Source organism: Terrabacter sp. Root181 (genome assembly GCF_001428505.1).
Taxonomy (GTDB): domain Bacteria; phylum Actinomycetota; class Actinomycetes; order Actinomycetales; family Dermatophilaceae; genus Terrabacter.
The window spans coordinates 13,170-36,378 of the sequence record NZ_LMHU01000005.1 but is presented as its reverse complement, the minus strand read 5'-3'; the positions used below and the strand labels follow the sequence as shown (position 1 = coordinate 36,378).

The following is a 23,209-nucleotide window of genomic DNA, read 5'->3' as shown; positions in this document are numbered from 1 at the left end:
CGGGCAGGCACGCCCGTCAACCGTCGAAAGGCCACGAACCGCGTCCCGGTTTGTGGCCTTTCGACGGTTGGGCTTCAGGGTCAGGGGCCGGCGAGCTGGCCGGAGTCGACGGCCTGGACGATGCCGAGCACGGTGGAGAGGTAGCGCTGCGAGTGGTTGTAGGAGAGCACGGCGGCGGTGAGGTCGGCCGGTCGCGACAGGTCGCGCCCACCGGCGCAGAGGTAGTTCGCGGCGGCGAGCGCGGCGTCCTCGACGTTCTGCGGGTCGCGGACGCCGTCGCCGTTGCCGTCGGCGCCCCACAGGCGCCACGTGCCCGGGATGAACTGCATCGGCCCGGCGGCGCGGTCCCACACCGAGTCGCCGTCGTAGAGTCCGCCGTCGCTGTCGCGGATCGCCGAGAGCACGGGGCCAAAGACCGGCGGGACCACGTCGTGCCCGGCGTCGAGCCGGCGCCCACGTAGCGAGGACGACTCGACCTCGCCGATCGCGGCCAGGAGCATGACAGGGATGCGACAGCTGCGCTGCCGCTGCGCAGCGCCCGCGTATGCCGCCCAGAGGATCTCGTCCTTGGTCCGCGCGGCCGGCCTCGTGGTGCCCTTCGAGGGCGCCTTGACGGCGACCGGGATCCTGATGACCGCCTTCGGTCGCCACGGCGTGGGGTTGCTGCTCGACCCGCCGCCCGGCTCGAGGGAGGCGGCGGGGACCGGGACCGGAACCTGGGCCGCGTCCCCGACGAGGAGTGCCGCCGCGACGCGGATCTCGTCGAAGACCGGGAGCACGAGATCGCCTGCCACGGAACCGAACCCGGCGTCGAAGGGCGGTCGTGAATCAGATGGAGTCGCGCCGGCGGTGCTGGTGGGCGACGCAGTCCCACCGCCGACCAGGGGAGACAGCAGCGGCGCCGGGGTGGGCGTCGGCACGGCGGGCGCGGTGTCGGCCACGGCCCCTGGGGCCCCACCGAGCAGGACCGCAGCCACGGCGACGGAGGCCGCGGCGGCTCGTGCCGCGGTCAGGCCTCGCCCGGTCCGGCGTGACATGTCCCCTCCTCGGTGGCGCGTGGGCGCCCCACTCACCAGTAGAACGCGAATTCCCCGATCATGGCGACGAACGCCGAGTCCCGTCGGGCCACGGACCATCCTGCCCCGCGGCTCGCGTCGTCGCGACGCCGGGCGCCCGCGACACCTCGGTGAAGGAATCCACCCCGGCAGGTCGCTCGCATCCTCGTCACCCGCCGCGTGACCAGCGCAGCCGCACCTGCTGTCCGGGACGCAGCTGTGCCGCGAGGGCCACGGCGGGCGGCGTCAGCACGGCGACGACGGGATAGCCGCCGGTCACCGGGTGGTCGGTGAGGAAGACGACGGGCTCACCACCCGGTGGCACCTGCACCGCCCCCGTGACCATGCCCTCACTCGGGAGCTCGCGGTCGGCATACGCGCCCTGTCGATGGATCTGTTTGCCCTCCAGGCGGATTCCCACGCGGTTGCTGCGAGAGGAGATGGTCCAGCGCACGTCGTCGAGACCTGAGAGGTCACACCAGTCAGCGCGGGATCCCGGGACCAGGTCGAGCACGACCTCGCCCGTGGGGAACGACGGCTGCGGTGCCACCTCGACGACGGGGAACGACGCCGGCGCAAGTCCGACGGGGAGCACGTCGCCGACCGAGGGGACGGGCGGTCCGAGGCGCGCCAGCGTGTCCGTCGACCGCGACCCCAGCACCGGCGCGACCACGACACCGCCCCGCACGGCGAGCCACGTGCGCAGGCCGACCGTCGGGACCCCGAGCGTCAGCACCTGCCCGTCGGCGAGCGCGACCGGCGCGGCGTGCGGGACCGGCCTGCCGTCGACGTCCGCCGGGCACGGAGCTCCGGTCAGCGCCACGAGCAGGTCGCCGCGGGCACGCACGGACAGCCCACCGAGCGTGACCTCGAGGGAGGCGGGCGTCGCCTCGCCGGCGTCTGCGTGCCCGACCAGACGCAGACCGAGGAGGTATGCCGTCGGGTCGGCTGCGCCGGAGCGTCCCACCCCCACGTCGGCGAAGCCGGGCCGGCCGAGGTCCTCGACGAGCGTGAGCGGCCCGGTGGCGAGCACCTCCAGCCCCCGCCCGGCCGCACGGTCCTGCCCCTCGGGGGGCCCGGCTGTCGCTCCCGCCCCGGTCACCCGTGTGGTGCGTGGGGCCAGGGGGCCACTCGACGACGGGGGCGAGGTGGCGTCGACATCGACGAAGCGGACCGACCGACCGGGCACGAGGAGGGCGGGCGGGTCGCGGTCGACGTCCCACAGGGCTGCATCGGTGGTCCCGACCAGCTGCCAGCCCCCGGGCGAGTCCTGGGGGTAGACACCGCTGAAATCGCCTGCCAGAGCGACCGATCCGGCCGGGACTCGCGTGCGCGGCTCGTCCCGGCGTGGGACCCGCAGTCGGGGGTCTCCGTCGACGAGGTAGGCGAAGCCGGGCGCGAAGCCACCGAAGCCGACCCGCCAGGTCGTGCCGGTGTGGGCCCGGACTACCGCGTCGCGGGAGAGGCCGGTGAGGCGGGCGACCTCCTCGAGGTCGGGCCCGTCGTAGCGGACCGGGATCTCGACGACGTCCTCGCCCGGGACCGTGGGAGTCGCGGCGAGTCCGGCCGCCTCGTCGAGGCACGCCCGACCGACGTCCGACCGCAGGCCGGGATCGCGCACCACGACGAGCACCGTGCGTGCGCCCACGACGAGGTGGTCGACGGCCGCCCATACGCCGGCAGCCTGCTCGACGAGCGGCGCCAGGTGGGCTCGCAGGACCAGCGCGGCGTCGGTGTCGGCCACCTCGACGAGCAGGGCTGCGCCACCCATCGGAAGCAGCCGCGCCTCCACGCTCAGCCCGCGAAGGGGCGGATCTCGACGCCGGCCTGCTCGAGACCCGCCCGCACCGCCCGCGCCATCGCGACGGCGCCCGGGGTGTCGCCGTGGATGCACACGGACTCCGCGCGCACCTCGACGTCCGTGCCGTCGACGGCGGTGACGACGCCGTCGAGCACGAGTCGGACGACACGCGCCGCCACCTCGACCGGGTCGTGGAGGACCGCTCCCGGCTCCGTGCGCGGCACGAGCCGACCCTCGGGCGTGTAGGCACGGTCGGCGAAGGCCTCGGTCACCGCGCGCAGCCCGGCGTCCGCCGCGAGCTCGAGCACGAGGCTGCCGGGCAGGCCGAGGACCGGCAGGGACGTGTCGACCGCCACGACGGCGTCGACGAGCGCCCGGGCCTGCGCCTCGTGGTGGACGACCGCGTTGTAGAGGGCGCCGTGCGGCTTGACGTAGGCGACGTCAGTGCCCTCGACCTGGGCGATCGCCGACAGGGCGCCGAGCTGGTAGATGAGGTCGGCGGTCAGCTCCTCGGCCGGGACGTCCATGAAGCGCCGACCGAAGCCGGCGAGGTCGCGGTAGGCGACCTGCGCGCCGACGACGACACCCCGCTCGGCGGCATACCGGCACGTCGTGCGCAGCGTGAGCGGGTCCCCGGCGTGGAAGCCGCAGGCGACGTTGGCGCTCGTGACGACGTCGAGCACGGCGGCGTCGTCGCCCAGGGTCCACACACCGAAGGACTCACCGACGTCGGCGTTGAGGTCGAGGCGCATGACCCGATCCTCCCGCACCGGAGGTCGGCGCCGCATGGCCTGGCCGTGTCCGATCCCCCTGTCCTGATCGGACAGCACCGTGACGGACCGTTGACTGACCCTCTGACACGGTCGAAGGATCACGCCATGACAACGACCGTCACCTCGCGCCGTCGCTTCCTCGGGCTCCTCGGAGCGGGAGGTGTGGCCGCGTGCCTTCCCGGCGTCCAGGCATCACCGGCCTCGGCGCTCGGTCTGTCCGCGCCGCTCGCCGCACCGGACGGGTGGCTCGACGCCGACCCGGTGGCCCAGACCTACCACCGGGCGCTGCTGCGCCACACGCGATGGTCCGAGACCCAGTGGGACGCGGCGGCCGGGCACTACCGCACGACCGACTTCGGCTTCGCGGTCGTCCTCGGGCACGCCGTACTGCTCACCCGCGGGGGTTACGACCCCGACGAGGCGGGGGTCGACGAGGCCACACTGCGCGCACGCACCCTGGCGAGCCTCAGGCACTTCGCGGCGTCCAACCGGAACGTCGGCGGCACCGAGTGGGGCCGCACGCTCTTCTTCGACACGACCTTCCAGCTCTACGTCCAGCTCGCCGCACGCCTGCTCTGGGACGAGCTCGACGAGACGACCCGCGACCGCATGCGGGCGATCGCCGTCGAGCAGGCCGCGTACACGACCTCGCTCGGCACGGGCGACGACCCGGCGTCCGGCTCGTGGACCCCCAACGGCCTCAAGGGCGGCTGGGTCGGTGACACGAAGCTGGAGGAGATGGGTGTCTACGCCCAGTCCCTCGCCCCAGGTCTCGCCTGGGCGCCCGACGACGCGCGCTGGCAGGACTGGTTCGCCGCCTACGGACGCTGGAGCCGCAACGAGGGGAGCCTCCCGCAGGCCGACGCGGCCAACCCGACGGTCGTCGACGGCATCCCGGTGCTCACGAACACGGCCCACAACGTCCATGACACGTTCGTCGTCGAGAACCACGGCTCCTTCGGTCCGCACTACCAGTCGGAGATGTGGCGCACGTCCGGGCGCAACGCCGCGCACTTCGTCGTCGCCGGGCGTCCGCTGCCCGAGGTGCTGACCCGTCAGCCCAACGGAGAGCCCCTGTGGAACCGGCTCGTCGGGTTCATGAGCGACGCCGGCGAGCCGCTCATGCCGCTCGTGGACGACCGCGAGCACCTCTACGGACGCGACGTCATCCCGCTCGCCTTCCTCGCGCAGGTCCTCGGTGACCGGGCGGCTGCCCGCTCGGAGGCCGACCTCGCCGACCGGCTCCTGCCCTACCTCGCCTACCCACCGGAGCACCGGCTGACGAAGTTCTCCGGTGAGCCGAAGTACGAGCCCGAGGCACGGGCAGAGGTCGCGATCAGCTTCCTGCTCCACGAGTGGCGAGCCGCGCACGGCGGGGGCCCCGAGCCCCTGACGTCGGAGGAGCTGTATGCCGCCGGCACCGGGGCGGTCGACCTCGGCTCGGGCCCCGGCATCGTGTCGCACCAGAGCCCGCGGGCCTGGGCCGGCGCGATCAGCAAAGCCGGCTTCGTCAAGCTCGCGTGGCAGCCGGACCACGACGACTGGTTCTTCAACCTCGGCGGCACGTCGCCGATGTACCTCCCTCGCACCAACCTCGGCGTGACCGCCCGGAGTGCGCGCACCTATGCCGCCGCGCGGGACGGCTACGAGGCGTCGGTCACCGTGCTCACCCTCGGCACCGCCGGACGCGTCGGGCTCGCCACGTTGCCCGGTGGCGAGGTCGTCTTGACCAGCTCCGGGGTGGCCGACCGCGAAGGCACGTTCGGGCTGCACAACCTGACGATGCCCGGCGTGCGCGGGCTCGAGGGCACCCGAACCTTCGTCACCGCGGACGGCACGCTGGAAGCCAAGGCCGCCGACGCACAGGGTGGCCTCCCGGCCGGGGTCGCACGCCGAGACGTCGTCGACGTCGCCGGGTCGGTGACGGCACGTCACGTGCGGATGCTCGGCGTGACGCCGGACCCGACCTACGGCTACTCGGTCATCTCCTTCGAGGTGCGTTCGGCCCCCGACGGGGCGGACCTCGCCGTCCGGCGCCCGACCACGGCGTCGTCGAGCGACACGGGCCGCGCTGCGTCCCTGGCGACCGACGCCGACTCGACGACCCGCTGGGCGGTGTCGCGGGCCGACCGGCCGCGCGCCGACAGCTGGCTCGCCGTCGACCTGGGCACTCCGACGGCGGTCGGTCAGGTGACCATCGACTGGGAGGCCGCGGCCGGCCGCGCCTACGTCGTGCAGACCTCGGACGACGGCACCACGTGGACGACGCGGGCCGCCTACCCTCGCGTGCTGCGCAGCTCCCGCTGGGTCGGCATCGACGACCGGGTCGGCTTCCTCGTGCGCGGCTCGGCCAACCCGATCGAGGTCGGTGACAGCATCCTCACCCTGTCGGCCGGTCCGGCCGCGGGGAGCGCCGGCATCGTCGTCGAAGGCCTCCCGGACGTCCGGTCCGCCGACCTCGCGCGGCTCGCGGATGCCGCCGAGGCGGACGCGCCCCGGCCCGCGACGCCGGGCGTCACGGCGTCCCTCGCGGGTGGGCATCTCAGCATCGTCAACCTCACCGACGCGGACGTGGACACCGACATCGCGCTGGCTGCCGACGGTGCCGTGCCCTGCTACGAGGGCACGCAGCGCATCACCGGCGACGGCAGCGTGCTGACGGCCGCGCTCGGCTCGTCGTCGGGCGTGGTGCTCGCCCCCCGGGCGACGGTCTCGGCGATCGGCGGAGGCCGGCCGGCGGACGGGCTGGTCGTCTCGGTCGACGATGCCGTGACCGCCCGCCTGAGCGGCATCGACGGCCAGGTCGAGGTCGCGTTCGCGAACGGCGAGCGCCGTCGCGTGACGGTGTCGCTCACCCGCACGACGACCGCGAGGGTGAGCGGCACGGCATACCCCCTCGACGACCTCGCACTCACCCGTCAGACCTTCCCGACCTCACCCCTGCCCGCGACGATGACCTCGCCCGCGGCGGCCGTGGACGGGGACGCCACGACGGCGTGGGAGGTCACCGGCTCCGGCAGGATGGTCGTGGACCTGGGGTCGTCGACGGCTCTCGGACGCGCGGTCGTCGACTGGGGGACCGCTCCGGGCACCGGCTCCGTCGAGGTGTCCGACGACGGGCTCACCTTCCGCCGGGTGGGTCGTGTCGACCCCGGCGTGGTGCTGGGTGCCGTCCGGCTCGACACGTCGGCGCGGTACGTCGCGCTGGAGGTGACGGCACCCGGCGACTCGGGCAAGCGGGTCACCGTCGTGTCCTTCTCGGTGACGCCCGGCTGACCACGGGGCGCCGGGGGGTCTACGCCAGGCGTCGGTAGTGCTCGGGGAGACGGCGTGCGTATGCGGTCAGCAGCTCGCGCGCGACCGTGACCGAGTCGACGAGCGGGTGCAGGGCGAACGCTTGCACCGCAAGGGATCTCGACTGTTCGACGGCGGCCCGGATGACGAGCTCGTCGACGGCCTTGACCTGCTGCACGAGGCCGAGGGCATGACCGGGCAGAGGGCTGACCGCGACCGGCACGGGCCCGGCGGCATCGACCCGGCACGGCACCTCGACGACCGCGTCGTCCGGCAGCCCCGCGACGGCGCCCCCGTTGCGGACGTTGAGGATGAGGCGCGCCGGCTCGTCGCGGGCGATCGCCGCCATGAGGGCGAGCGCCACGCCCTCGTAGCCGCCGCCCTCGACGTCGGCCTCGGCGCGCTCGTGCGCCTGCCCGTCGTCGCCCTCGCGGGTCTCCTGCATGTAGGTCGCGTTGCGGTCGCGGCGCACGGCATCCCAGCGCTGCCAGGCCTGCTCGGGCGCGCCGGCGACCCCGGCATAGAAGTCGGCCTGCTGGCCGACGAGGTACTCACCGCGGGTCTGCGGCGCCCCGGTGATCTGGGCGATCGCGTCGCGCGTGAAGTAGTAGTAGAAGAGGTACTCGTTGGGCAGGGACCCGAGCGACCGCAGCCACTCGGTGCCGAAGAGCTGTCCCTCCTCGATGGCGCCGAGCGCGGGCTCGTCCGCGAGGAGGTCGGGGAGCAGGTCGCGGCCGTCGAGGCGCAGGCCGGTGAGCCAGCCGAGGTGGTTGAGCCCGGCGTAGTCGATCTCGAGGTCGTCGAGGTCGTGCCCGAGCGCGCCCGCGGCCCGCTTGGCGAGGCCCAGCGGCGAGTCGCAGATGCCGACGACCCGGTCGCCGAGCACCGACTGCATCGCCTGGGTCACGAGACCGGCCGGGTTGGTGAAGTTGATGACCCACGCGTCGGGGACCAGACGGCGTACGCGTTCGGCGACGTCGAGCGCGACCGGCACGGTGCGCAGGCCGTAGCCGACGCCGCCGGGGCCGGTCGTCTCCTGGCCGAGGAGCCCCAGGTCGAGGGCGATCCGCTCGTCGGCGGTGCGACCCTCGAGGCCCCCGACCCGCATCGCCGAGAAGACGAAGTCGGCGCCCTCGAGCGCCGCGTCGAGGTCCGTCGTCGCCGTGACCGACGGCGGCAGGACCGGGCCACGCGGGTGCAGGGCGGCCTGGGCCGAGAGGACCCGCTGCATGACGTCGAGCCGGGCGCTGTCCGTGTCGTGGAGGACGACCTCGGTGACGCGGCGGTCCGCGGTGTCGCGCAGCAGCGCACCGTGGACGAGCGGCACGCGGAACCCGCCCCCGCCGAGGATGACCAGCTTCATGGCAGCACCACCCTCGGACCGTACCAAGGTGTGACGGCGCGGCCACCCGACGGGACGGGGCGCCGGCCCGACGGTGCCCGGGAGGCGGCCACACGGCATACGTCGGCGGGAAACCCGGCGAGTCGCGGGCGCGGGTGCGGGATCATGGAGACGTGCCTCTCAACCACACGTTCGACCCGCTCGCGTCCCGTCGCACGGACGACGATCCGCCGCTCGACGTGTTCGTCTGGGGCACTGTCTTCCTCGACATGATCTTCGCCGGGCTGCCCAGCGCACCCAAGCCGGGCACCGAGGTGTGGGCCGAGGGGCTCGCGTCGTGCCCGGGCGGCATCGCCAACCTCGCCGTCGCCACCCGCCGGCTCGGGCTGCGCACCGGCCTCGCGGCCGCGTTCAGCGACGACGACTACGGCGACTTCTGCTGGCGCACCCTCGCGGAGCAGGAGGGCATCGACCTCGCGCGCAGCCGCCGCTTCGCCGACTGGCACAGCCCCGTCACCGTCTCGATGTCGGTCGACCGGGACCGCAGCATGGTCTCGCACGGGCACCCCTCGCCCGTCCCCGCGAGCGAGCTCATCGGGACGCCCCCGCGGTCGCGCGCCGTCATGGTCGACCTCGGCGAGGACGAGGCCTTCGGCGCGAACGGCCCGACGTGGGTCGACCGGGCCCGCGACAACGGGGCACTCGTCTTCGCCGACGTCGGCTGGGACCCCAAGGAGCAGTGGTCGCCCCACGTGCTCGACCGGCTCGAGCGCTGCGACGTCTTCATGCCGAACGCCGTCGAGGCGATGGCCTACACCGGCACCGGCTCCCCGGTCGAAGCCGTCTACGCCCTCGCAGACCGGGTGCCCGTCGCGATCGTCACCGACGGCGCCGACGGGGCGCTCGGCATCGACGCCCGCACCGGCGAGGAGGCGCGCGTCCCGTCGCTCCGCGTCCAGGAGGTCGACCCCACCGGGGCCGGCGACGTCTTCGGGGCAGCCCTGCTCGTCGGCACCCTCGCCGAGTGGCCGCTCGAGCAGCGGATGACCTTCGCGAGCCTCTGCGCCGGCCTCGCGCTCCAGCAGTACGGCGGCTCGCTCGCGGCACCCGGCTGGGGCGACCTCGCCGACTGGTGGACCGCGCTCGTCTCCGACACGAGCGGCGACGCGTACCACCGCTCCCTCCGCCGGCGCTTCGGCTTCCTCGACGAGATCGTGCCGCGCGTGCCCGTCATGGCCTGCCGCCGGGCGACCGCGACGATCGCCAAGCGCGCCGACGTGCAGGACCTCGACTGACCCTCAGCCCTGGTGGGGAAAACGTGGCCGCGGACCGGGCATCAGGAGGCCGCGCCACCGAAGAGCTCGGAGAGGTCGAGCGAGGCCACGTGCTGCTTGGAGGCGAGGGAGACGTACGTCCGCGTGAGCACATCCTTGCCGAACCCCAGGACGGTGCTCAGCAGACCGATCGCCTCGGCCAGCTCGTCGGGTGGCGAGGCTGCGACCACCCGTCGCCACATCGCCTCCTCCAAGGCGTTGAAGGCGACCTGGACCTCAGAGATGTCGAAGCCGTGGTTGAAGCGCTCGACCGCGATCTGCTCGACGTGCTGGCTCAGGTCGCCCAGCTGGCGGGTGCCGATGGCACCGACCACGAGGTGGAAGAGCTCGGCCAGGCGTTGCCGGGTGAGCGCCTCCCCCGCGAGCTCGTAGTGCGTGACCTGCGAGCGCTGCAGCGCCGAGTAGGCCTCGTCGAGCACACCCTCCTCGACGGTCAGAAGCAGTGCATCCAGGTCCATGTGCCGACACCTCGCCTTCTCCTGTCATCGTGGCACGGTCCGGGTCCCCCACCGCCAGATGGTGGCATTGCCCACGGAGCTGCTCGCGCGTGAGCCGGATCGGGGTGCAATCGTCCGACCGTGACCGGCGGCCAACGGGCACGATGGTGACGTGCCCGAACTGCCCGAGCTGCCCGAGCTGCCCGCCGACGTCAGCGACCTCGCGGCCCTCGACCTCCATGCCGCGCAGGTGCAGGACTGGTCGATCGCCGGCGACTCGTTCTCGTGGACCCTCCTCGCCGGTGACACCGACCGTGGCCACGAGCTGGCCACGCTCACGTACGTCGGCGCCGTCGTGCTCCACACCAACCGGCGCGACCTCGACCGCGCCGTCGCCGCCGCCGCTGAGGTCGAGCGCTCCGAGGTCGTGCCCACCGAGGACGGCGGGTTCGAGCACCACGTCACGCTCGTGCCTGCCTACCCGCTCGTCATCCGCTTCTGGAGCGTCGAGGTGCGCCGGATGCCGGCCCCCGACCACCTCCGCAGGGTGCGCTGAGCGGACTGCCGGCCGCACGGCATACGCCACGGGTGGCGTCGGCACCATCGACGGCCGGGCCCCGGGGTGCCATGGTGAGTGCATGGAGAAGTCGTCCTTGACCGCCCTCGCCCGGGAGCTGATCGAGCACGCCACGACGACGTCGAGCGGTCGCGGCGCCGACACGGTCTACGGCGGCCACGAGCACGTGCTGCGCCAGACCGTCGTCGCGCTGGCTGCAGGTCGGTCGATGACCGAGCACGAGAACCCCGGTGAGGCGACGGTGCAGGTGTTGCGCGGACGGGTGCGCATCAGCACGGCCGACGCGGCCTGGGAGGGCGCGCCGGGTGACCTGCTCGTCGTCCCGCAGGCTCGCCACTCGCTCGAGGCGCTCGAAGACTCTGCCGTGCTGCTCACGGTCGCCAAGCTGCCCTGACCCGGGCTGCACGGCATACGCCGTCGGTCGCCGCTACGCATCGGTGGCGCGGTGGATCATCGGCACCAGGCGCGGGCGATCCACCGCACTCAGTCGCCGGCGATGCCGGTGCGCTCGACGCCCTCGACGATCCAGCGCTGGAGGAAGAGGAACATCAGCAGCAGCGGCACGATCGCGACGAGGGCCGCCATGAAGAGCTGGCTGACCTGGACCGACTGCGCCGTGAGGAAGGTCGAGAGCGCGATCTGCACGGTCCACGACTCCTGGTCGCGGCCGATGACGAGCGGCCAGAGGAAGGCGTTCCACGAGCCGATGAAGGTGATCGTGCCGATGGCCGCGACGAAGCCCATCGAGTTGGGGACGACGATCTTCCAGAAGGTGCCCCAGTAGCCGAGGCCGTCGATGAAGGCCGCCTCCTCGATCTCCTTGGGGAAGCCGAGGAAGAACTGCCGGAAGAGGAACGTCGCGAGCGCCTGGAAGAGGCCCGGGATGATGAGGCCGCGCAGCGTCGAGATCCAGCCGAGCGTCGAGACGAGCACGAAGCTGGGCACGAACGTCACGGCTGCGGGGATGAGGAGCGTCGCGGTGATCGTGTAGAAGACGGCGTTGGACCAGCGGTAGGGGATGCGGGCCAGGCCGTAGCCGGCGAGGCCCGAGACGACGAGCACGCCGACCGTCTGGGTCACCGCGATGAGGCCCGAGTTGAGCAGGCTGCGCGCCATCGGGATCGCCGGGTTGTCGAAGAGGCCGGTGAGGTTGGAGGTCTCCCAGACCGGCGGCAGCCAGTGGAAGTCGGGCGACCCGAGGTCCTGCTCGCGCATGAACGCGCTGCGCACGAGCAGGTAGAAGGGGACGAGGAAGAGCAGCGCCGCCGCGACGAGGGCGCTGTAGCGGGCCCACCCGGTGATCCGCGACTGCCGCTTGCTCCGGACGATCGCCATCAGTCGCCCCTGTCGCCGAGTCGGAGGATGCGGCCCTGCACCACCGCCACGATCGCGATGATGAGGGTGAGGATGACGGCGCCGGCGGACCCGTGGCCGAAGTCCTGGCCCGAGCCGAGCGCCGTGTAGTAGAGGTAGACGAGCGGCGGTCGCGCGTAGGGCGGGTAGGTGCCGAACGTCGACAGGATGTTGTAGAACTCGTCGAACGCCTGGAACGCGTTGATGAGCAGGAGCAGCAGCACCGCCGTCGACGTGGCGCGCAGCTGCGGCAGGGTGATGTGGCGGAAGACCTTCCACCCCTCGGCGCCGTCGATCGCGGCCGCCTCGTAGAGCGTCGGGCTGATCCGCTGGATGCCGGCGAGGAAGAGGATCATGTAGAAGCCGACCTGCAGCCAGAGCCGTGCCGTGACGATGACGAGCCAGTACCACGGCGGCTCGGCGAGGCTCAGCCACGGGATCGAGTCGATGCCGAACCAGCCGAGCACGGCGTTCGCGAGACCCGAGCGGATGCCGCTGAAGATCGACATCTTCCAGACGAGCGCCGCGACGACGTAGGAGCACGCCGTCGGCAGGAAGAAGACCGACCGGAAGAACGACTGCATGACCCGGGTGCGCGCGACGAGCAGGGCCGCGCCGAGCGAGATGACGAACGTCGTCGGCACGATGAAGACGGCGAAGGCGAGGAAGGTCAGCAGGCTGTTGCGGAACGCCGGGTCGCGCAGCATGTCCACGTAGTTGCCGACGCCGACGAACGTCGTGGGCGTGACCGTGTTGTACGACTCGAAGAACGACAGGTAGATCGACCAGGCGATCGGGACGTAGACGAAGACGACCAGCCCGATGACGAACGGCCCGACGAAGACCCAGAACCACAGGTTGCGGTCCTGGCGCCCGCGCAGGCGGCGACCCAGCGACGGTCTCGGTGACCCGGCTGGTCGAGATCCCGTCGCCCGCTCGGCCGCCTCCCGCTGCGCGGCGCTGTCGTATGCCGCCGGGTCGGCCTGCGCTGTCAGGCGAGGACCCGCTTCAGCTCGGCGTCGGCCACCGTCTTGACCTTGGCGATCTCGCCGGCCGGGTCGGCGCCCTCCTTGACGATGCGGTTCATCGCGTCACCGAAGGCCGTGGCGCACTTGGGCGTCCACAGGATCGGGCTCTGCGCGTGGCCGACGTCGGTGGCGAGCTTGGCCGCCTCGGCCGCCTGCCCTTCCTTCAGGGTCGTCGCCTGGCCGATGAGGCTCGTCCGGGACGGGATGTGGAAGCCGTAGGCCGTCGCGAAGTCGAGCTGGTAGGCGGTCTGGTCGATCCACAGCCACTTGGCGAACTTCTTGGCCGCCTCGACGTCCTTGCTCTTGGCGCTGACGCACGAGCCGTAGGCGCCGACGGGCACCGAGGCCTTGCCGCTGCCGTCGAGGGCGGGCCAGGCCATGACGCCGAAGTCGTCGCCGAGGCCCTTCTTGAGGTCGGGGAAGGTCCACAGGCCGGTGAACTGCATCGCGGTGAGGCCGGCGGTGAGGGCGGACGGGTCGAACCAGTCCTTGGGCGCCCCGAGGAGCAGCACCTTGGCGTCCCACATCTCGCGGAGCTTGCCGAGGGCGGTCGCGGCCCGCGGGTCGTCGAAGCCGAACTGGTTGTCCGCGGTGAGGTAGTCGAGCCCCGCCGACCACAGCATCGGGCCGCCCATGAGGCCGGCACCGCCGTCGTTGCCGAGGAAGAGACCCTTGACGTTGCCCTGCGTCAGCTTCTTCGCCGCGGCGATGAGCTCGTCGATGGTCTGGGGCGGGGCGATGCCGGCCTTGTCGAGCAGCGACTTCCGGTAGACGAGCAGCTGCATGTCGACGACCTGCGGGATGGCATACGTCTTGCCCTCGTAGGTCATCCGCTCGAGGATGCTCGGGTTGAAGTCGGACTTCGTGTCTCCGACGAGGTCGGTGAGGTCGACGACCTGGCCGCCCTTGATCATGTCGATCGTCGGGCCGTTGCCGTACTCGAAGACGTCGGGACCGGCGTCGGTGAGCAGTGAGGCGGCCGTGGACTGGTCGTAGTCGCCGGGCTTCCAGCCGACCTTGACGGTCGCGTCCTTGTAGGCGGCGGCGTACCTCTCGACGGCCTGCTGCGTGCCGGCCTCGCCGTACTGGTGGTACCACTGGTTCAGCGTGGCGCCGCTGCCACCGCCGGTCGCCCCGCCGGTGGCTGCCGGCTCGCGTCCGGTGTTGCTGCCGCACGCGGCGAGCACACCCGTCACGGCGGCGGCACCACCGAGCGCGAAGAGCGAGCGCCGGCTGAGGTGGCTTCCGAGGGCCTGGCCGATCCCGCGGCCGATCTCCTTGTCTGACATGAGGTTCCCCTGCGTCCTTCCTGCCCGGGTGTGCGGGCACCGTTCACCACGACGGGCGCTCGGCCAGTCTGCTCGACCTCGCCCACCCGGCGATCGTATGCCCGTTACCTCCGCGTATGCCGGATGGGCCACTCCCCGACGCCGGCGCGGTTCAGATGGTGGCCGGGGAGTTGAGCGGGTTGTCGCTCAGGGTCTCAGGGGCCGTCTGGAGCAGCTGCTCGACGAGGAGCAGGGTCTGCTCGTCCTCGAGCGTCATGCGGCGGCCGAAGTGGCCACGGGCCAGGGCCACGCCCGCACCGACGCGCAGGATGCTCGACCGGACGTCGGTCCGTGTGTCGGGGTCCATGCGTTCGAGCAGGCGCGTCACGGAGAGCAGGCCCGAGACGACGGGACGGCCGTCGAGCTCGAACTCGTCGAAGAGCCACCGGCGCTCGGCTGCGGCCGTGCCCAGCAGCTCACGCCCGGGACCGGTGCTGCGCAGGGCTGCGTCGGTGACGGCGTCCCAGAAGGCGCCGCGCTCGTCGTCGTCGAAGCGGACCCGGCCGGCGAGGGCGCTCAGCACCCACACGGGCGCGAGTCGCAGCGTGAACCACTCCTGGTCCGACCACTGCTCACGCCACTGCGTCACGTCCGCGCCCCACCTCTCGTCCGAAGGGACACGACCAGAGTACGGCTGGTCCGGGCCGGAGGTCGTGGAGTCCTCCCGGCACCACGTGCCGTAAGGACTCCACGACCGGCCTGTCAGGTGCTCTCAGGCAGGTCCGGTCAGAGGCATCCGGCGGGCGGCGACGACAGGGCGCAGGACGGCCTCGACCGCGGGCGTGCAGAACCAGCGCCGGAGGCAGCCGTCGGCGACGACGTCGGCGAGGGCACCGAGCACCATCGACTGGTCGAGCGAGAGATGCCGTCCGGCGTGCCGGCCGGTACGCGTGTCGACGGCGTCGATGAAGCCGCCCGGACCGTAGGCGCCGAGGTCGCGCTCGATGCGCGCGAGGTTGTCCGCCGCCGCGTCGGGCTCGACCATGAGTGCCATCGCCGACGCGTGCGGCGTGACGACGACCTCGCCGTCCCGCTCGCTCGGGTAGCCCTCCGCCTCCGACGCGATCGGTGGGACGCCGAACACCGAGTAGCCCTCGCCGGGGCAGGCCGACGGGCTGAATCCCCAGTAGTCGTAGTCCTTCTCGTCGAGCGCGTACTCCCGCTGCAGCGCCACGGTGCGCGCCTCGTTGACCCCCCACGTGTCGGGTCCCACGTCGACTCGGGGACGAAGATCGTCGGCATGAGCGCCTCGAACATCGACCCGCCGAACGTCGGCACGACGTCGCGGCGGCGGTAGTGGCGCACCGGGGTGTCGAGCGAGGCGTAGTGCTCGGGCGGGATCTGGCCGTGGGCGATGCCGACGTAGCTCGCGATGCGAGGCTCGGAGTCGAGCAGGTCGTAGTGGTGCACGGTGTGGAGCACCTCCGCGTGCCCGGGCACGAACGCGGCCCGACGCGTCGGCCGGCCCGGGTCGTCGACCCAGAAGCCTCCGGTCAGCCGTCCACCGGGTCCACTCGGCCCGGCTGCGGCGTCGTGGAAGGCGCCGAAGTCCATCCGGTGCAGGACGGGGTGCGCCTCGGCCGCCACTGAAGGCTCGGCTGCCGCGGCCACCATGAGCCCGGCCGCGAGCCAGCCGTTGTCGACGCTGGAGAGGAACTGCTGGATCTCGTGACCGCTGTCGGGCATCTGCCGCAGCAGGGCGCCCGAGCGGTCGTAGCCGCTGCGGGTCGCGGGGTCGAGCGAGGCGGCGATGCTGTCGGTCGGCAGGCCGGTACCGGGGGTCGGTCATGGCCTCGAAGGAGCGCCAGGTGTCGGCGGCCCAGCGGAGCAGGAGGGTGCGGTCAGGCATACGGAGGTCCTCGGGTCCTGGGGCGGAGACGGTGGCAACGGTCCGACGGACCGCCGCGAACCGGCATACGGGATCGGGGTGAGCGTGCCGAGGTGCGTCGTGGCGGTCGATAGGGCCGCCGAGGAGCACGGGGAGCGGAAGTCGTCAGTCGCTGACGACGGAGGTCTGGTCCCAGTCGCAGCCGCACGAGCCACGGACGACCATGCGGGTGGGCAGGACCTGGGGGTGCACGTCGAACGTGCGACCGGAGATGCGCTCGTGGAGCCGGATCGCGGCCCACCGTCCGAGCTCGCGCATCGGCTGCTGCACCGTCGTCAGGCCGGGGGCGAGGTAGCGCGAGGTCATGATGTCGTCGAAGCCGACCACCGCGATGTCGTCCGGCACGCGTCGGCCGTCGCGGCCCAGCAGCACCATCGTCGCGAGCGCGAGCTCGTCGTTGGCGCAGACGAGCCCGTCGATCTCGGCCCCGGCCGCCTCGGCCTCGCGCAGCCCCTCCATGACACGACGGCCCGACGTCTCCTCGTACTGCACCCGGATCGGACCGGCCACCTCGGCCCCGCGCTTGCGGGTCAGGGCGTGCTGGAAGCCGCGGTAGCGCTCCGAGACGTCGTGAGAGGTGTCGGGGTCGCCGACGAAGACGAGCCGCGTGCGGCCGTGCTCGAGCAGGTGCCGGGTCAGCTCGGCCGAGCTGATGAAGTTCTCGACCTGCACCGAGTCGCAGCCCTCGATGGCGTCGCGCGCGACGAGCACCGTCGGGGTGGAGCGCACGATCTGGCGCACCATCGTGTCGCTGATCGTGTCGTTGGCGATGACGATGCCGTCGACCCGGCCGAGGATCTTGCGTACCGAGGCCTCGGCGTCCTTCGACGCGTCGCACACGACGACGACGACCGACTGCCCCTCGCGCGCGGCCGTGGACTCGAAGCCCGACAGCAGCTCGGAGTAGTAGGGCCCGCGCAGGCCCGGCAGGACGAGGCCGTGCGTCTCGTGGGACGGCACGTCGACGGGTCGGCCGGCGCGCAGCGGGACGTACTCGAGGTCCTCGACGGCCCGCAGCACCCGCTGCCGGGTCATCGCCGACGCCGGGGTCGACCCGCTCAGCACGCGCGAGACGGTGGCGATGGACACGCCGGCCCGCTCGGCCACGGTGTAGATCGTGACCGGTCGCGCGTCGTCGTGCTCAGTGGACACCCAGGCTCCCTCTCCCGGGGTCAACTGTGCACGGCGCCGCCACGCTTCACAAGCCGGACGCAGACCGCCTCGGCGTCACCTTCGCCGACCGATGGCGTATGCCGTCAGGCCGGCCGGGGCTCCCTCCCGGACCACCCCGCCGCGACGTGCAGGAGGTCCTCCCGACCGGCGCGTCAGAACGGGTTGGGGATCGCATCGAGCAGGCTGCGCGTGTAGTCGTCCTTGGGGGCACGGATGACTCCGAGGGTCGGCCCCTTCTCGACGACCTTGCCGCCGTTGAGGACGATGACCTCGTCGGAGAGCATGCGGGCGCTGAGCAGGTCGTGGGTGATGTAGAGGATGCTGACGTCGTTCTCCTTGACCAGGTCGTTGAGCAGCTCGAGGATCTCGGCACGGATCGACACGTCGAGGCTGGAGATCGGCTCGTCGGCGACGATGATCTCGGGCTCGACGGCGAGCGCCTTCGCGATGATGACGCGCTGGCGCTGGCCACCGGACAGCTCGTAGCCGTAGCGGTTGATGAACCGCTCGGCCGGCGTCAGGGCGACCCGTTCCAGCAGCTCCTTGACCCGCTCGCGCAGCTCCTCACCCTTCAGTCCCTGGTAGTTGACCAGCGGGCGGGACAGGACGTAGCCGAGTCGCTTGGCCGGGTTGATCGAGCTGTACGGGTCCTGGAAGACCATCTGGACGTCGCTGCGATAGGCGCGCAGGGCCCTGCCCTTGAATCCCGAGACGAGCCGGTCGCCGTCCGGGCCGTGGAACACGATGCGGCCCTGAGTCGGGGTCTCCACGCCGGTGATCATCTTGGCCAGGGTCGACTTTCCGCTGCCGCTCTGCCCCACGAGCGCCGTCACCTCGCCCCGCCGCAGCTCGAAGCTGACATCACTGACGGCTTGCGTGCGTGTGACGGTGAGCCCCCGACGGCGCTCGAAGACCTTCGAGACGTTCTCGACCGAGAGCACGACCTCGTTGGTCAGGGCGCTCCGGGACTCGTCGGCGGTCTTGACGAACTGCGGTCCCTCGAACCCGCGCTTCGGCTCCCCGAACGTCTCGGCGCCGTCCTCTGCGCGCTGGAGCACGGCGACGTGGCACGCCGCGCGCCCACCGTTCAGCGGCACGAGCGGCGGGTCCTCCTCCAGACAGACCTGGATCCGCTCTGGGCATCTCGGAGCGAAGCTGCATCCGACCATGGAGCGGCTGAGGTCCGGCGGCCGACCCGGGACGTACGTGATCTTGACGATCTCGTCGCGTGGGTCGCCGTACGACCCGAGCAGACCCTTCGTGTACGGGTGCAGGGGTTCGCGCAGCAGCGCGCCGGCGCTCTGGTCCTCGACGATGCGGCCGGCATACATCACGAGGATGCGGTCCGAGAGGTCGAGCACGGTGCCGATGTCGTGGCTGATGAACAGGACCGCGAAGCCCTGCTCGGCCTGCAGGCGCCGGACGTTCTCGAGGATCGAGTGCTGCACGACGACATCGAGCCCGGTGGTGGGCTCGTCGAGCAGGATGAACTTCGGGTCCAGCGCCAGGGCCAGCGCGAGGTTGACCCGTTGGCGCATGCCCCCGGAGAGCTCGTGCGGGAAGGCGGTCATGAACTTCGGGTCGATGATGACCATGTCGAAGAGCTCACGGATGCGTCGTGTCACCGCCTCGCCGCGCAGGGACGAGTGCTGCTCGATGGCGTCACGGAACTGGCCCTCCACCCGGACGACGGGGTTGAGCGAGTTCATGCTGCTCTGGAAGACCGTCGAGAGGTCACGCCAGCGCAGCGAGCGCAGCTCGTCCTCCGGGAGGTCCGTGATGTCGGTCCCGTTGAACTCGATCGAGCCACCGCTGATGCGACCGGGCCGCTGCAGCAGGCGCAGCACTGCGGTGCCCAGGGTCGTCTTGCCCGAGCCGGACTCGCCGATGAGTCCGACGAACTCGCCCGGTTCGATCGAGAAGGTGACCCCTTGGACGGCGTCGAGGGGCCGGGAGGCCTTGGGCTCGTAGCGGACGCTGAGGTCGCGGACGTCGAGGAGTGTCATGCGTCCTCCCGGAGGTGGGGGTTGCTCAGCAGGTCGACGCCGAAGTTGATGAACGTCGTCGCAGTCATGAGGATGGCGAGAACGAGGCCTGGCACGAAGACCCACAGCCACAGTCCCTGGGCGATGGCCCCCTGCGCGTTGGACTGGTAGAGCATGGTGCCCCACGAGACGCTCCGGCTGTCACCGAGGCCGAGGGCCGCGAGGCCCGCCTCGGCGGCGATGGCACCGGTCGCGGCACCGACGAAGCTCGCCAGCACGAGTGAGCTCATGTTGGGCATGATCTCCCGGAAGACGATGCGCCACGTTCCCTCGCCCGAGAACTTCGCCGCGGTGACGAAGTCGCGGTTGCGCAACGTGATGATCTGGGAGCGCTTCGCACGGGCCGCTCCGGCCCAGGAGGTGATCGCGACGACGCCCACGATGAGCCAGAGTCCGCGCACCTCCGAGTAGGCGACGAGGGTGATGATGAGCGGGAAGACGGGGATGACCAGGAAGACGTTGGTCAGGAAGGACAGCCCGTCGTCGAGCAGAGTGCCCTCCGCGTAACCCGAGATGAGGCCGATGACGGTGGCGATCACGGTGGCGAAGAGACCGCCGAAGAGCCCGACCAGCAAGGAGATCCGGGTGCCGTAGATCAGCTGAGACGCGATGTCCTGGCCGCTCGTCGTCGTGCCCAGCCAGTTGGTAGAGCTCGGGCCGGCGAGCGGCTCGAACGAGCCGTCGAGCGGGTCGTGGGGGGCGATCAGGGGGGCGAAGACGGCCACGAGCACGTAGATCGCGAGGATGATGACGCCGACCCGGGCCTTCCTGCTGCTCCAGATCACCTGCCACCACCGGTCAGGTGTCTCGGCGTCGCTGACCTGCTCGACGGCGAGCTCCTGGCCGGCCTCCCCCGCGGCCATGAAGTCCTCGCCCGGGGTCGGTACGGGGGTGGTGTTGGCGTTCATCATTCAGCCCTCCTTGCTCGTGGGTCGAGCACGCCGTAGAGCAGGTCTGCGGCGAGGTTGGCGACGAGCACGCCGACCGTGGTCAGGAGCATGAGCGCCTGCAACAACGGGTAGTCCTTCTGCTCGACGGCCTCACCCATGAGACGTCCGAGGCCGGGGTAGTCGAAGACCGTCTCGACGAGGATCGCCCCGCCCAGCACGCCGCCGAGTGCGAGCGCGAAGCCGGTGACGCTGGGCAGCAAGGCGTTTCGCGCGGCGTACTTCAGGGCGACGTCGCGGTCGGGGAGTCCCTTGGCCTTGGCGAGCCGGATGTAGTCCTCGCCGAGGTTCATGATCATCGTGTTGCGCATGCCGAGGATCCAGCCGATCGGTGTGACGATGAGCAGGGCGAACGCCGGCAGGAACGAGTGCGAGATCGCCTCCTGGATGAACGGCCAGTTCCAGCCCGGGGTCGCCTCCTCGTAGCCGCCCGACGTCGGGAACCAGCCGAGGCTGTAGCCGAAGACGTAGAGCAGCAGCAGGCTGACCCAGAACACCTGGAGGGTGCCGAGGAAGGTCGACCCGAGCGTCACCACCGAGTCGAAGCGCGAGTTGCGCCGCCACGCGGCATACGCCCCGAGCACGACCCCACCGACGAACGAGAGCACCTGGGCGACCGTCACGAGCACGATCGTCCACCAGAACGCCTGGGCGATGACCTCTGTCACCGGGAACGGGTAGTAGGTGTAGGAGAGACCGAAGTTGCCGTGGATGAGCTCGCCCAGATACGAGAGGTACTGGTGCCACAGCGAATCCGTCGGCGTGCCGAGCATGGCCCGCATCGCCTCGACCTGGGCCTGGTCCAGGGCGGCGTCCTTGCCGGCCATCCGCTTCACCATGATCTCCGCCGGGTCACCGGGCTGCAGTCGTGGGATGAGGAAGTTCAGGGTGACGACCGCCCAGAGGGTGGCCAGGAAGAAGCCGAACTTCCGCGCGAAGTACGTCATGCGGGCCTCCCTGCCCGAGCCGGGGCGACCTTGGCGGCCGCCCCGACTGAGATGGAGATGGTCACTGCGGGGCGGTGAGGTGGGTCAGCATGAGGAGCTTGTCGTCCTGCGGGTTCGCATACGGGTCCTGCTCGCTCGGCCAGCCGACCGCCTTGTCCGTGCGGTAGATGACGCGGGCCGGGGCGTAGATCAGCGACGTGACCGGGTACTGCGTCATCATCGTGTCGACCAGGGGCGCGAGATCGGTCTTCTGGCTCTCCCGGTCCGTGTCGCCGGCGAGCTTCGTGACCGCCGCGTCGACCGCCGGGTCCTTGAAGCGCTGGACGTTGGGCAGCACCTCGGTCTTCGTCGGGATCTGGGTGCTCGAGAGCTTGGTGCCGAGGTTCTTGGCGAGCTCGCAACCACCGTGCAGGTACTCGATCATCAGCTGGTAGTCGCCGGTCTTCTTCTGACCGTCCACCGAGTCCGGTGCGGAAGCGGTGACCTTGGACGTGATGCCGAGGTCGTTCAGCCCCTTGACCGCCACGTCGGCGACGGCCTGGTAGTCGATCCAGCCGGCCTGCACCGAGAAGTTGACCGTGAGCGGCGAGCCGTCCGGGTTCGTGCGCTTGCCGTCGGGCCCCTTCTTGTAGCCCGCGGCGTCGAGCAGCTCGCCCGCCTTCGCGAGGTCGTACGGCATGACGGTGTCCTTGCCGGCGTACTGCGCAGGGAGCAGCTTGTCCATGGACGGCAGCTTGAGGCCGGTCTGGCTCGCCGGCTTCATGACGCCGTAGGTGGCCTTGAGCGACATCTCCTGCTTGTTCATGGCGTAGGAGATGGCCTCGCGGAACTTGGCGTCGTTGAACGGCGGCTTCTCGTTGTTGCCCGTGAGCACCGACATCCCGTTGGGCGCGTAGTAGAAGTGGTTGTTCTTGGGGTCCGCGCTGACGAAGGTCTTCTCCGGGTTGGGGATCTCACCGAAGTAGGCGTCGAGCTGACCGGACCGCAGCTTGAGAGCCGCCTGCGAGGCGTCGTACTGGCCCTCGAGGACGAGCTTCTTCACCTTGATCTTGTCGGCCTGCCAGTAGTCCGGCCGGCGCTCGAGGACGAGCTGGCGGCCGTTGAAGCTGCCCACCTTGAAGGGGCCGGTGGACACGGGCGTCTTGTCGACGTACTTGGTCGGGTCGCCGACCTTCGAGTAGATGTGCTCGGGCAGGATCTTCGACGCGATGATCCCGTCGTACTTGGGCGCGGCGTTGCCGGAGAAGGCGAAGACCACCTTGTTGCCCTCCGCCGTCACGCTGGTGGCCGGCGCACCGAAGGTCGACGTCCAGACACCGGGCTTGTCGAGCGCCGGATACTGCTTCATGAGGTTGAAGGTGAAGGCGACGTCCTTGGCGGTGAACGGCTGGCCGTCAGTCCACTTGACGCCCTGCCGGATGTCGAAGGTGAGCTTCTCGCCACCCTCCCAGGTGGCCTTCTCGGCCAGCCACGGAGTCTCCTCGCAGGTGAGCGCGTTGCGGACGATGAGCTGCTCGTAGAGCCACGTCGTCGTCAGCGGCTTCGGTGCGTAGGGGTTGTAGTTCGCGAGGCTGCCGACGGACGCATCTGCCTCCGAGGGGAACGTCAGCTGGGGGATCATCCCGCCGGCGCCGGCTGCGCCGTCGCTCTCCTTCTGTTTCGCACTGCCGGCACAGCCGGTCAGGGCCAGGGCGGCGGTGAGGCCGGTCACGATCAACAGGGGTTTCGTGCGAGTCAGCGTCATTGCAGACCTCCGTCAGTCCTTCATCAAGGGCGGGATTTCCGTCAGGTTATGGGCGCGCTCATGACGACTGTCAACGCTCTGGAGGCATGTAACTACTTTCATGGGGTCCTTTGTGCGTGCCCTGACTTTCATTTGTTTTCAAG

The 23,209-nt window shown here is 71.2% G+C and carries 19 protein-coding genes; 4 read left to right on the top strand and 15 right to left on the bottom strand.

Annotation, left to right across the window (positions count from 1 at the left end; all coding sequences use genetic code 11):
- Positions 1–80 precede the first annotated feature (80 nt).
- The 3 genes from ASD90_RS24260 to ASD90_RS08995 all read right to left on the bottom strand — a co-directional run bounded on the left by ASD90_RS24260 (position 81) and on the right by ASD90_RS08995 (position 3,608).
- A complete protein-coding gene (locus ASD90_RS24260) occupies positions 81–1,037 on the bottom strand; it encodes a lytic transglycosylase domain-containing protein (RefSeq protein WP_056754866.1) in 957 nt (318 codons plus the stop codon).
- Positions 1,038–1,224: 187 nt separating this feature from the next.
- Positions 1,225–2,826, bottom strand: coding sequence for an urea amidolyase family protein (locus ASD90_RS09000; RefSeq protein ID WP_082588659.1), 1,602 nt, complete (start codon positions 2,824–2,826; stop codon positions 1,225–1,227).
- 23 nt (positions 2,827–2,849) lie between these two features.
- Complete coding sequence (locus tag ASD90_RS08995) at positions 2,850–3,608, bottom strand: LamB/YcsF family protein (protein ID WP_082588593.1); 759 nt, start codon at positions 3,606–3,608, stop codon at positions 2,850–2,852.
- Between the two features lie 126 nt (positions 3,609–3,734).
- Between ASD90_RS08995 and ASD90_RS08990 the strand changes: the two genes are divergently transcribed.
- Positions 3,735–6,905 (top strand): discoidin domain-containing protein, encoded by a 3,171-nt coding sequence (locus ASD90_RS08990; RefSeq protein WP_056754859.1) that lies wholly within the window; start codon positions 3,735–3,737, stop codon positions 6,903–6,905.
- A 19-nt stretch (positions 6,906–6,924) separates the two neighbouring features.
- Here the strand turns inward: ASD90_RS08990 and ASD90_RS08985 are convergent, their stop codons facing one another.
- Positions 6,925–8,286: a 6-phospho-beta-glucosidase gene (locus ASD90_RS08985; protein ID WP_056754857.1), complete on the bottom strand. Its 1,362-nt coding sequence runs from the start codon at positions 8,284–8,286 to the stop codon at positions 6,925–6,927.
- A 152-nt stretch (positions 8,287–8,438) separates the two neighbouring features.
- On the opposite strand from ASD90_RS08985, the gene ASD90_RS08980 reads away from it, so the two are divergent.
- Positions 8,439–9,560, top strand: a complete 1,122-nt coding sequence (locus ASD90_RS08980; protein WP_056754855.1) for a carbohydrate kinase family protein — start codon at positions 8,439–8,441, stop codon at positions 9,558–9,560.
- 41 nt (positions 9,561–9,601) lie between these two features.
- Here ASD90_RS08980 and ASD90_RS08975 read toward each other — a convergent pair whose 3' ends face one another.
- Complete coding sequence (locus ASD90_RS08975; protein WP_056754852.1) at positions 9,602–10,057, bottom strand: hypothetical protein; 456 nt, start codon at positions 10,055–10,057, stop codon at positions 9,602–9,604.
- A gap of 151 nt (positions 10,058–10,208) precedes the next feature.
- On the opposite strand from ASD90_RS08975, the gene ASD90_RS08970 reads away from it, so the two are divergent.
- Together ASD90_RS08970 and ASD90_RS08965 are read left to right on the top strand one after the other, a co-directional pair.
- Positions 10,209–10,592: a hypothetical protein gene (locus tag ASD90_RS08970; RefSeq protein ID WP_056754850.1), complete on the top strand. Its 384-nt coding sequence runs from the start codon at positions 10,209–10,211 to the stop codon at positions 10,590–10,592.
- A gap of 82 nt (positions 10,593–10,674) precedes the next feature.
- On the top strand, positions 10,675–11,007 hold the full coding sequence (locus tag ASD90_RS08965) for a cupin domain-containing protein (RefSeq protein ID WP_056754846.1): 333 nt from the start codon (positions 10,675–10,677) through the stop codon (positions 11,005–11,007).
- Between the two features lie 89 nt (positions 11,008–11,096).
- On the opposite strand, the gene ASD90_RS08960 is transcribed toward ASD90_RS08965, so the two are convergent.
- The 10 genes from ASD90_RS08960 to ASD90_RS08910 all read right to left on the bottom strand — a co-directional run bounded on the left by ASD90_RS08960 (position 11,097) and on the right by ASD90_RS08910 (position 23,066).
- Positions 11,097–11,948 carry a carbohydrate ABC transporter permease gene (locus tag ASD90_RS08960; RefSeq protein ID WP_056754842.1) on the bottom strand — a complete coding sequence of 284 codons (852 nt, stop codon included), beginning with the start codon at positions 11,946–11,948 and terminating at the stop codon, positions 11,097–11,099.
- Positions 11,948–12,673: a carbohydrate ABC transporter permease gene (locus ASD90_RS08955; protein WP_157611064.1), complete on the bottom strand. Its 726-nt coding sequence runs from the start codon at positions 12,671–12,673 to the stop codon at positions 11,948–11,950. Before ASD90_RS08955 ends, ASD90_RS08960 begins: the two co-directional genes overlap by 1 nt.
- 284 nt (positions 12,674–12,957) lie before the next feature.
- Positions 12,958–14,283, bottom strand: coding sequence for an ABC transporter substrate-binding protein (locus ASD90_RS08950; RefSeq protein ID WP_200958586.1), 1,326 nt, complete (start codon positions 14,281–14,283; stop codon positions 12,958–12,960).
- A gap of 151 nt (positions 14,284–14,434) precedes the next feature.
- Entirely contained in the window at positions 14,435–14,911 is a 477-nt protein-coding gene (locus ASD90_RS08945; RefSeq protein ID WP_056754836.1) for a hypothetical protein, read from the bottom strand.
- 123 nt (positions 14,912–15,034) lie between these two features.
- Positions 15,035–15,535, bottom strand: coding sequence for a glucoamylase family protein (locus ASD90_RS23775; protein ID WP_056754832.1), 501 nt, complete (start codon positions 15,533–15,535; stop codon positions 15,035–15,037).
- 780 nt (positions 15,536–16,315) lie between these two features.
- Entirely contained in the window at positions 16,316–17,362 is a 1,047-nt protein-coding gene (locus tag ASD90_RS08930; RefSeq protein ID WP_056754826.1) for a LacI family DNA-binding transcriptional regulator, read from the bottom strand.
- Positions 17,363–17,535: 173 nt separating this feature from the next.
- Positions 17,536–19,389 carry an ABC transporter ATP-binding protein gene (locus ASD90_RS08925; protein WP_056754824.1) on the bottom strand — a complete coding sequence of 618 codons (1,854 nt, stop codon included), beginning with the start codon at positions 19,387–19,389 and terminating at the stop codon, positions 17,536–17,538.
- Complete coding sequence (locus tag ASD90_RS08920; protein ID WP_235506508.1) at positions 19,386–20,339, bottom strand: ABC transporter permease; 954 nt, start codon at positions 20,337–20,339, stop codon at positions 19,386–19,388. Before ASD90_RS08920 ends, ASD90_RS08925 begins: the two co-directional genes overlap by 4 nt.
- Entirely contained in the window at positions 20,336–21,322 is a 987-nt protein-coding gene (locus ASD90_RS08915) for an ABC transporter permease (protein WP_056754821.1), read from the bottom strand. The genes ASD90_RS08920 and ASD90_RS08915 overlap by 4 nt, the downstream gene beginning before the upstream one ends.
- Positions 21,323–21,383: 61 nt before the next feature.
- Positions 21,384–23,066, bottom strand: a complete 1,683-nt coding sequence (locus tag ASD90_RS08910) for an ABC transporter substrate-binding protein (protein ID WP_056754817.1) — start codon at positions 23,064–23,066, stop codon at positions 21,384–21,386.
- Between the last annotated feature and the right edge of the window lie 143 nt (positions 23,067–23,209).

What these genes read in the sequence shown, in the direction of transcription:
- ASD90_RS08975 (WP_056754852.1), bottom strand. Translation starts at nt 10,057, where the DNA reads ATGGACCTGGATGCACTGCTTCTGACCGTCGAGGAGGGTGTGCTCGAC.
- ASD90_RS08955 (WP_157611064.1), bottom strand. Translation starts at nt 12,673, where the DNA reads ATGCTGCGCGACCCGGCGTTCCGCAACAGCCTGCTGACCTTCCTCGCC.
- ASD90_RS08965 (WP_056754846.1), top strand. Translation starts at nt 10,675, where the DNA reads ATGGAGAAGTCGTCCTTGACCGCCCTCGCCCGGGAGCTGATCGAGCAC.
- ASD90_RS08990 (WP_056754859.1), top strand. Translation starts at nt 3,735, where the DNA reads ATGACAACGACCGTCACCTCGCGCCGTCGCTTCCTCGGGCTCCTCGGA.
- ASD90_RS08910 (WP_056754817.1), bottom strand. Translation starts at nt 23,066, where the DNA reads ATGACGCTGACTCGCACGAAACCCCTGTTGATCGTGACCGGCCTCACC.
- ASD90_RS08995 (WP_082588593.1), bottom strand. Translation starts at nt 3,608, where the DNA reads ATGCGCCTCGACCTCAACGCCGACGTCGGTGAGTCCTTCGGTGTGTGG.
- ASD90_RS08950 (WP_200958586.1), bottom strand. Translation starts at nt 14,283, where the DNA reads ATGTCAGACAAGGAGATCGGCCGCGGGATCGGCCAGGCCCTCGGAAGC.
- ASD90_RS08915 (WP_056754821.1), bottom strand. Translation starts at nt 21,322, where the DNA reads ATGACGTACTTCGCGCGGAAGTTCGGCTTCTTCCTGGCCACCCTCTGG.
- ASD90_RS08925 (WP_056754824.1), bottom strand. Translation starts at nt 19,389, where the DNA reads ATGACACTCCTCGACGTCCGCGACCTCAGCGTCCGCTACGAGCCCAAG.
- ASD90_RS09000 (WP_082588659.1), bottom strand. Translation starts at nt 2,826, where the DNA reads ATGGGTGGCGCAGCCCTGCTCGTCGAGGTGGCCGACACCGACGCCGCG.
- ASD90_RS08960 (WP_056754842.1), bottom strand. Translation starts at nt 11,948, where the DNA reads ATGGCGATCGTCCGGAGCAAGCGGCAGTCGCGGATCACCGGGTGGGCC.
- ASD90_RS08920 (WP_235506508.1), bottom strand. Translation starts at nt 20,339, where the DNA reads ATGATGAACGCCAACACCACCCCCGTACCGACCCCGGGCGAGGACTTC.
- ASD90_RS24260 (WP_056754866.1), bottom strand. Translation starts at nt 1,037, where the DNA reads ATGTCACGCCGGACCGGGCGAGGCCTGACCGCGGCACGAGCCGCCGCG.
- ASD90_RS08985 (WP_056754857.1), bottom strand. Translation starts at nt 8,286, where the DNA reads ATGAAGCTGGTCATCCTCGGCGGGGGCGGGTTCCGCGTGCCGCTCGTC.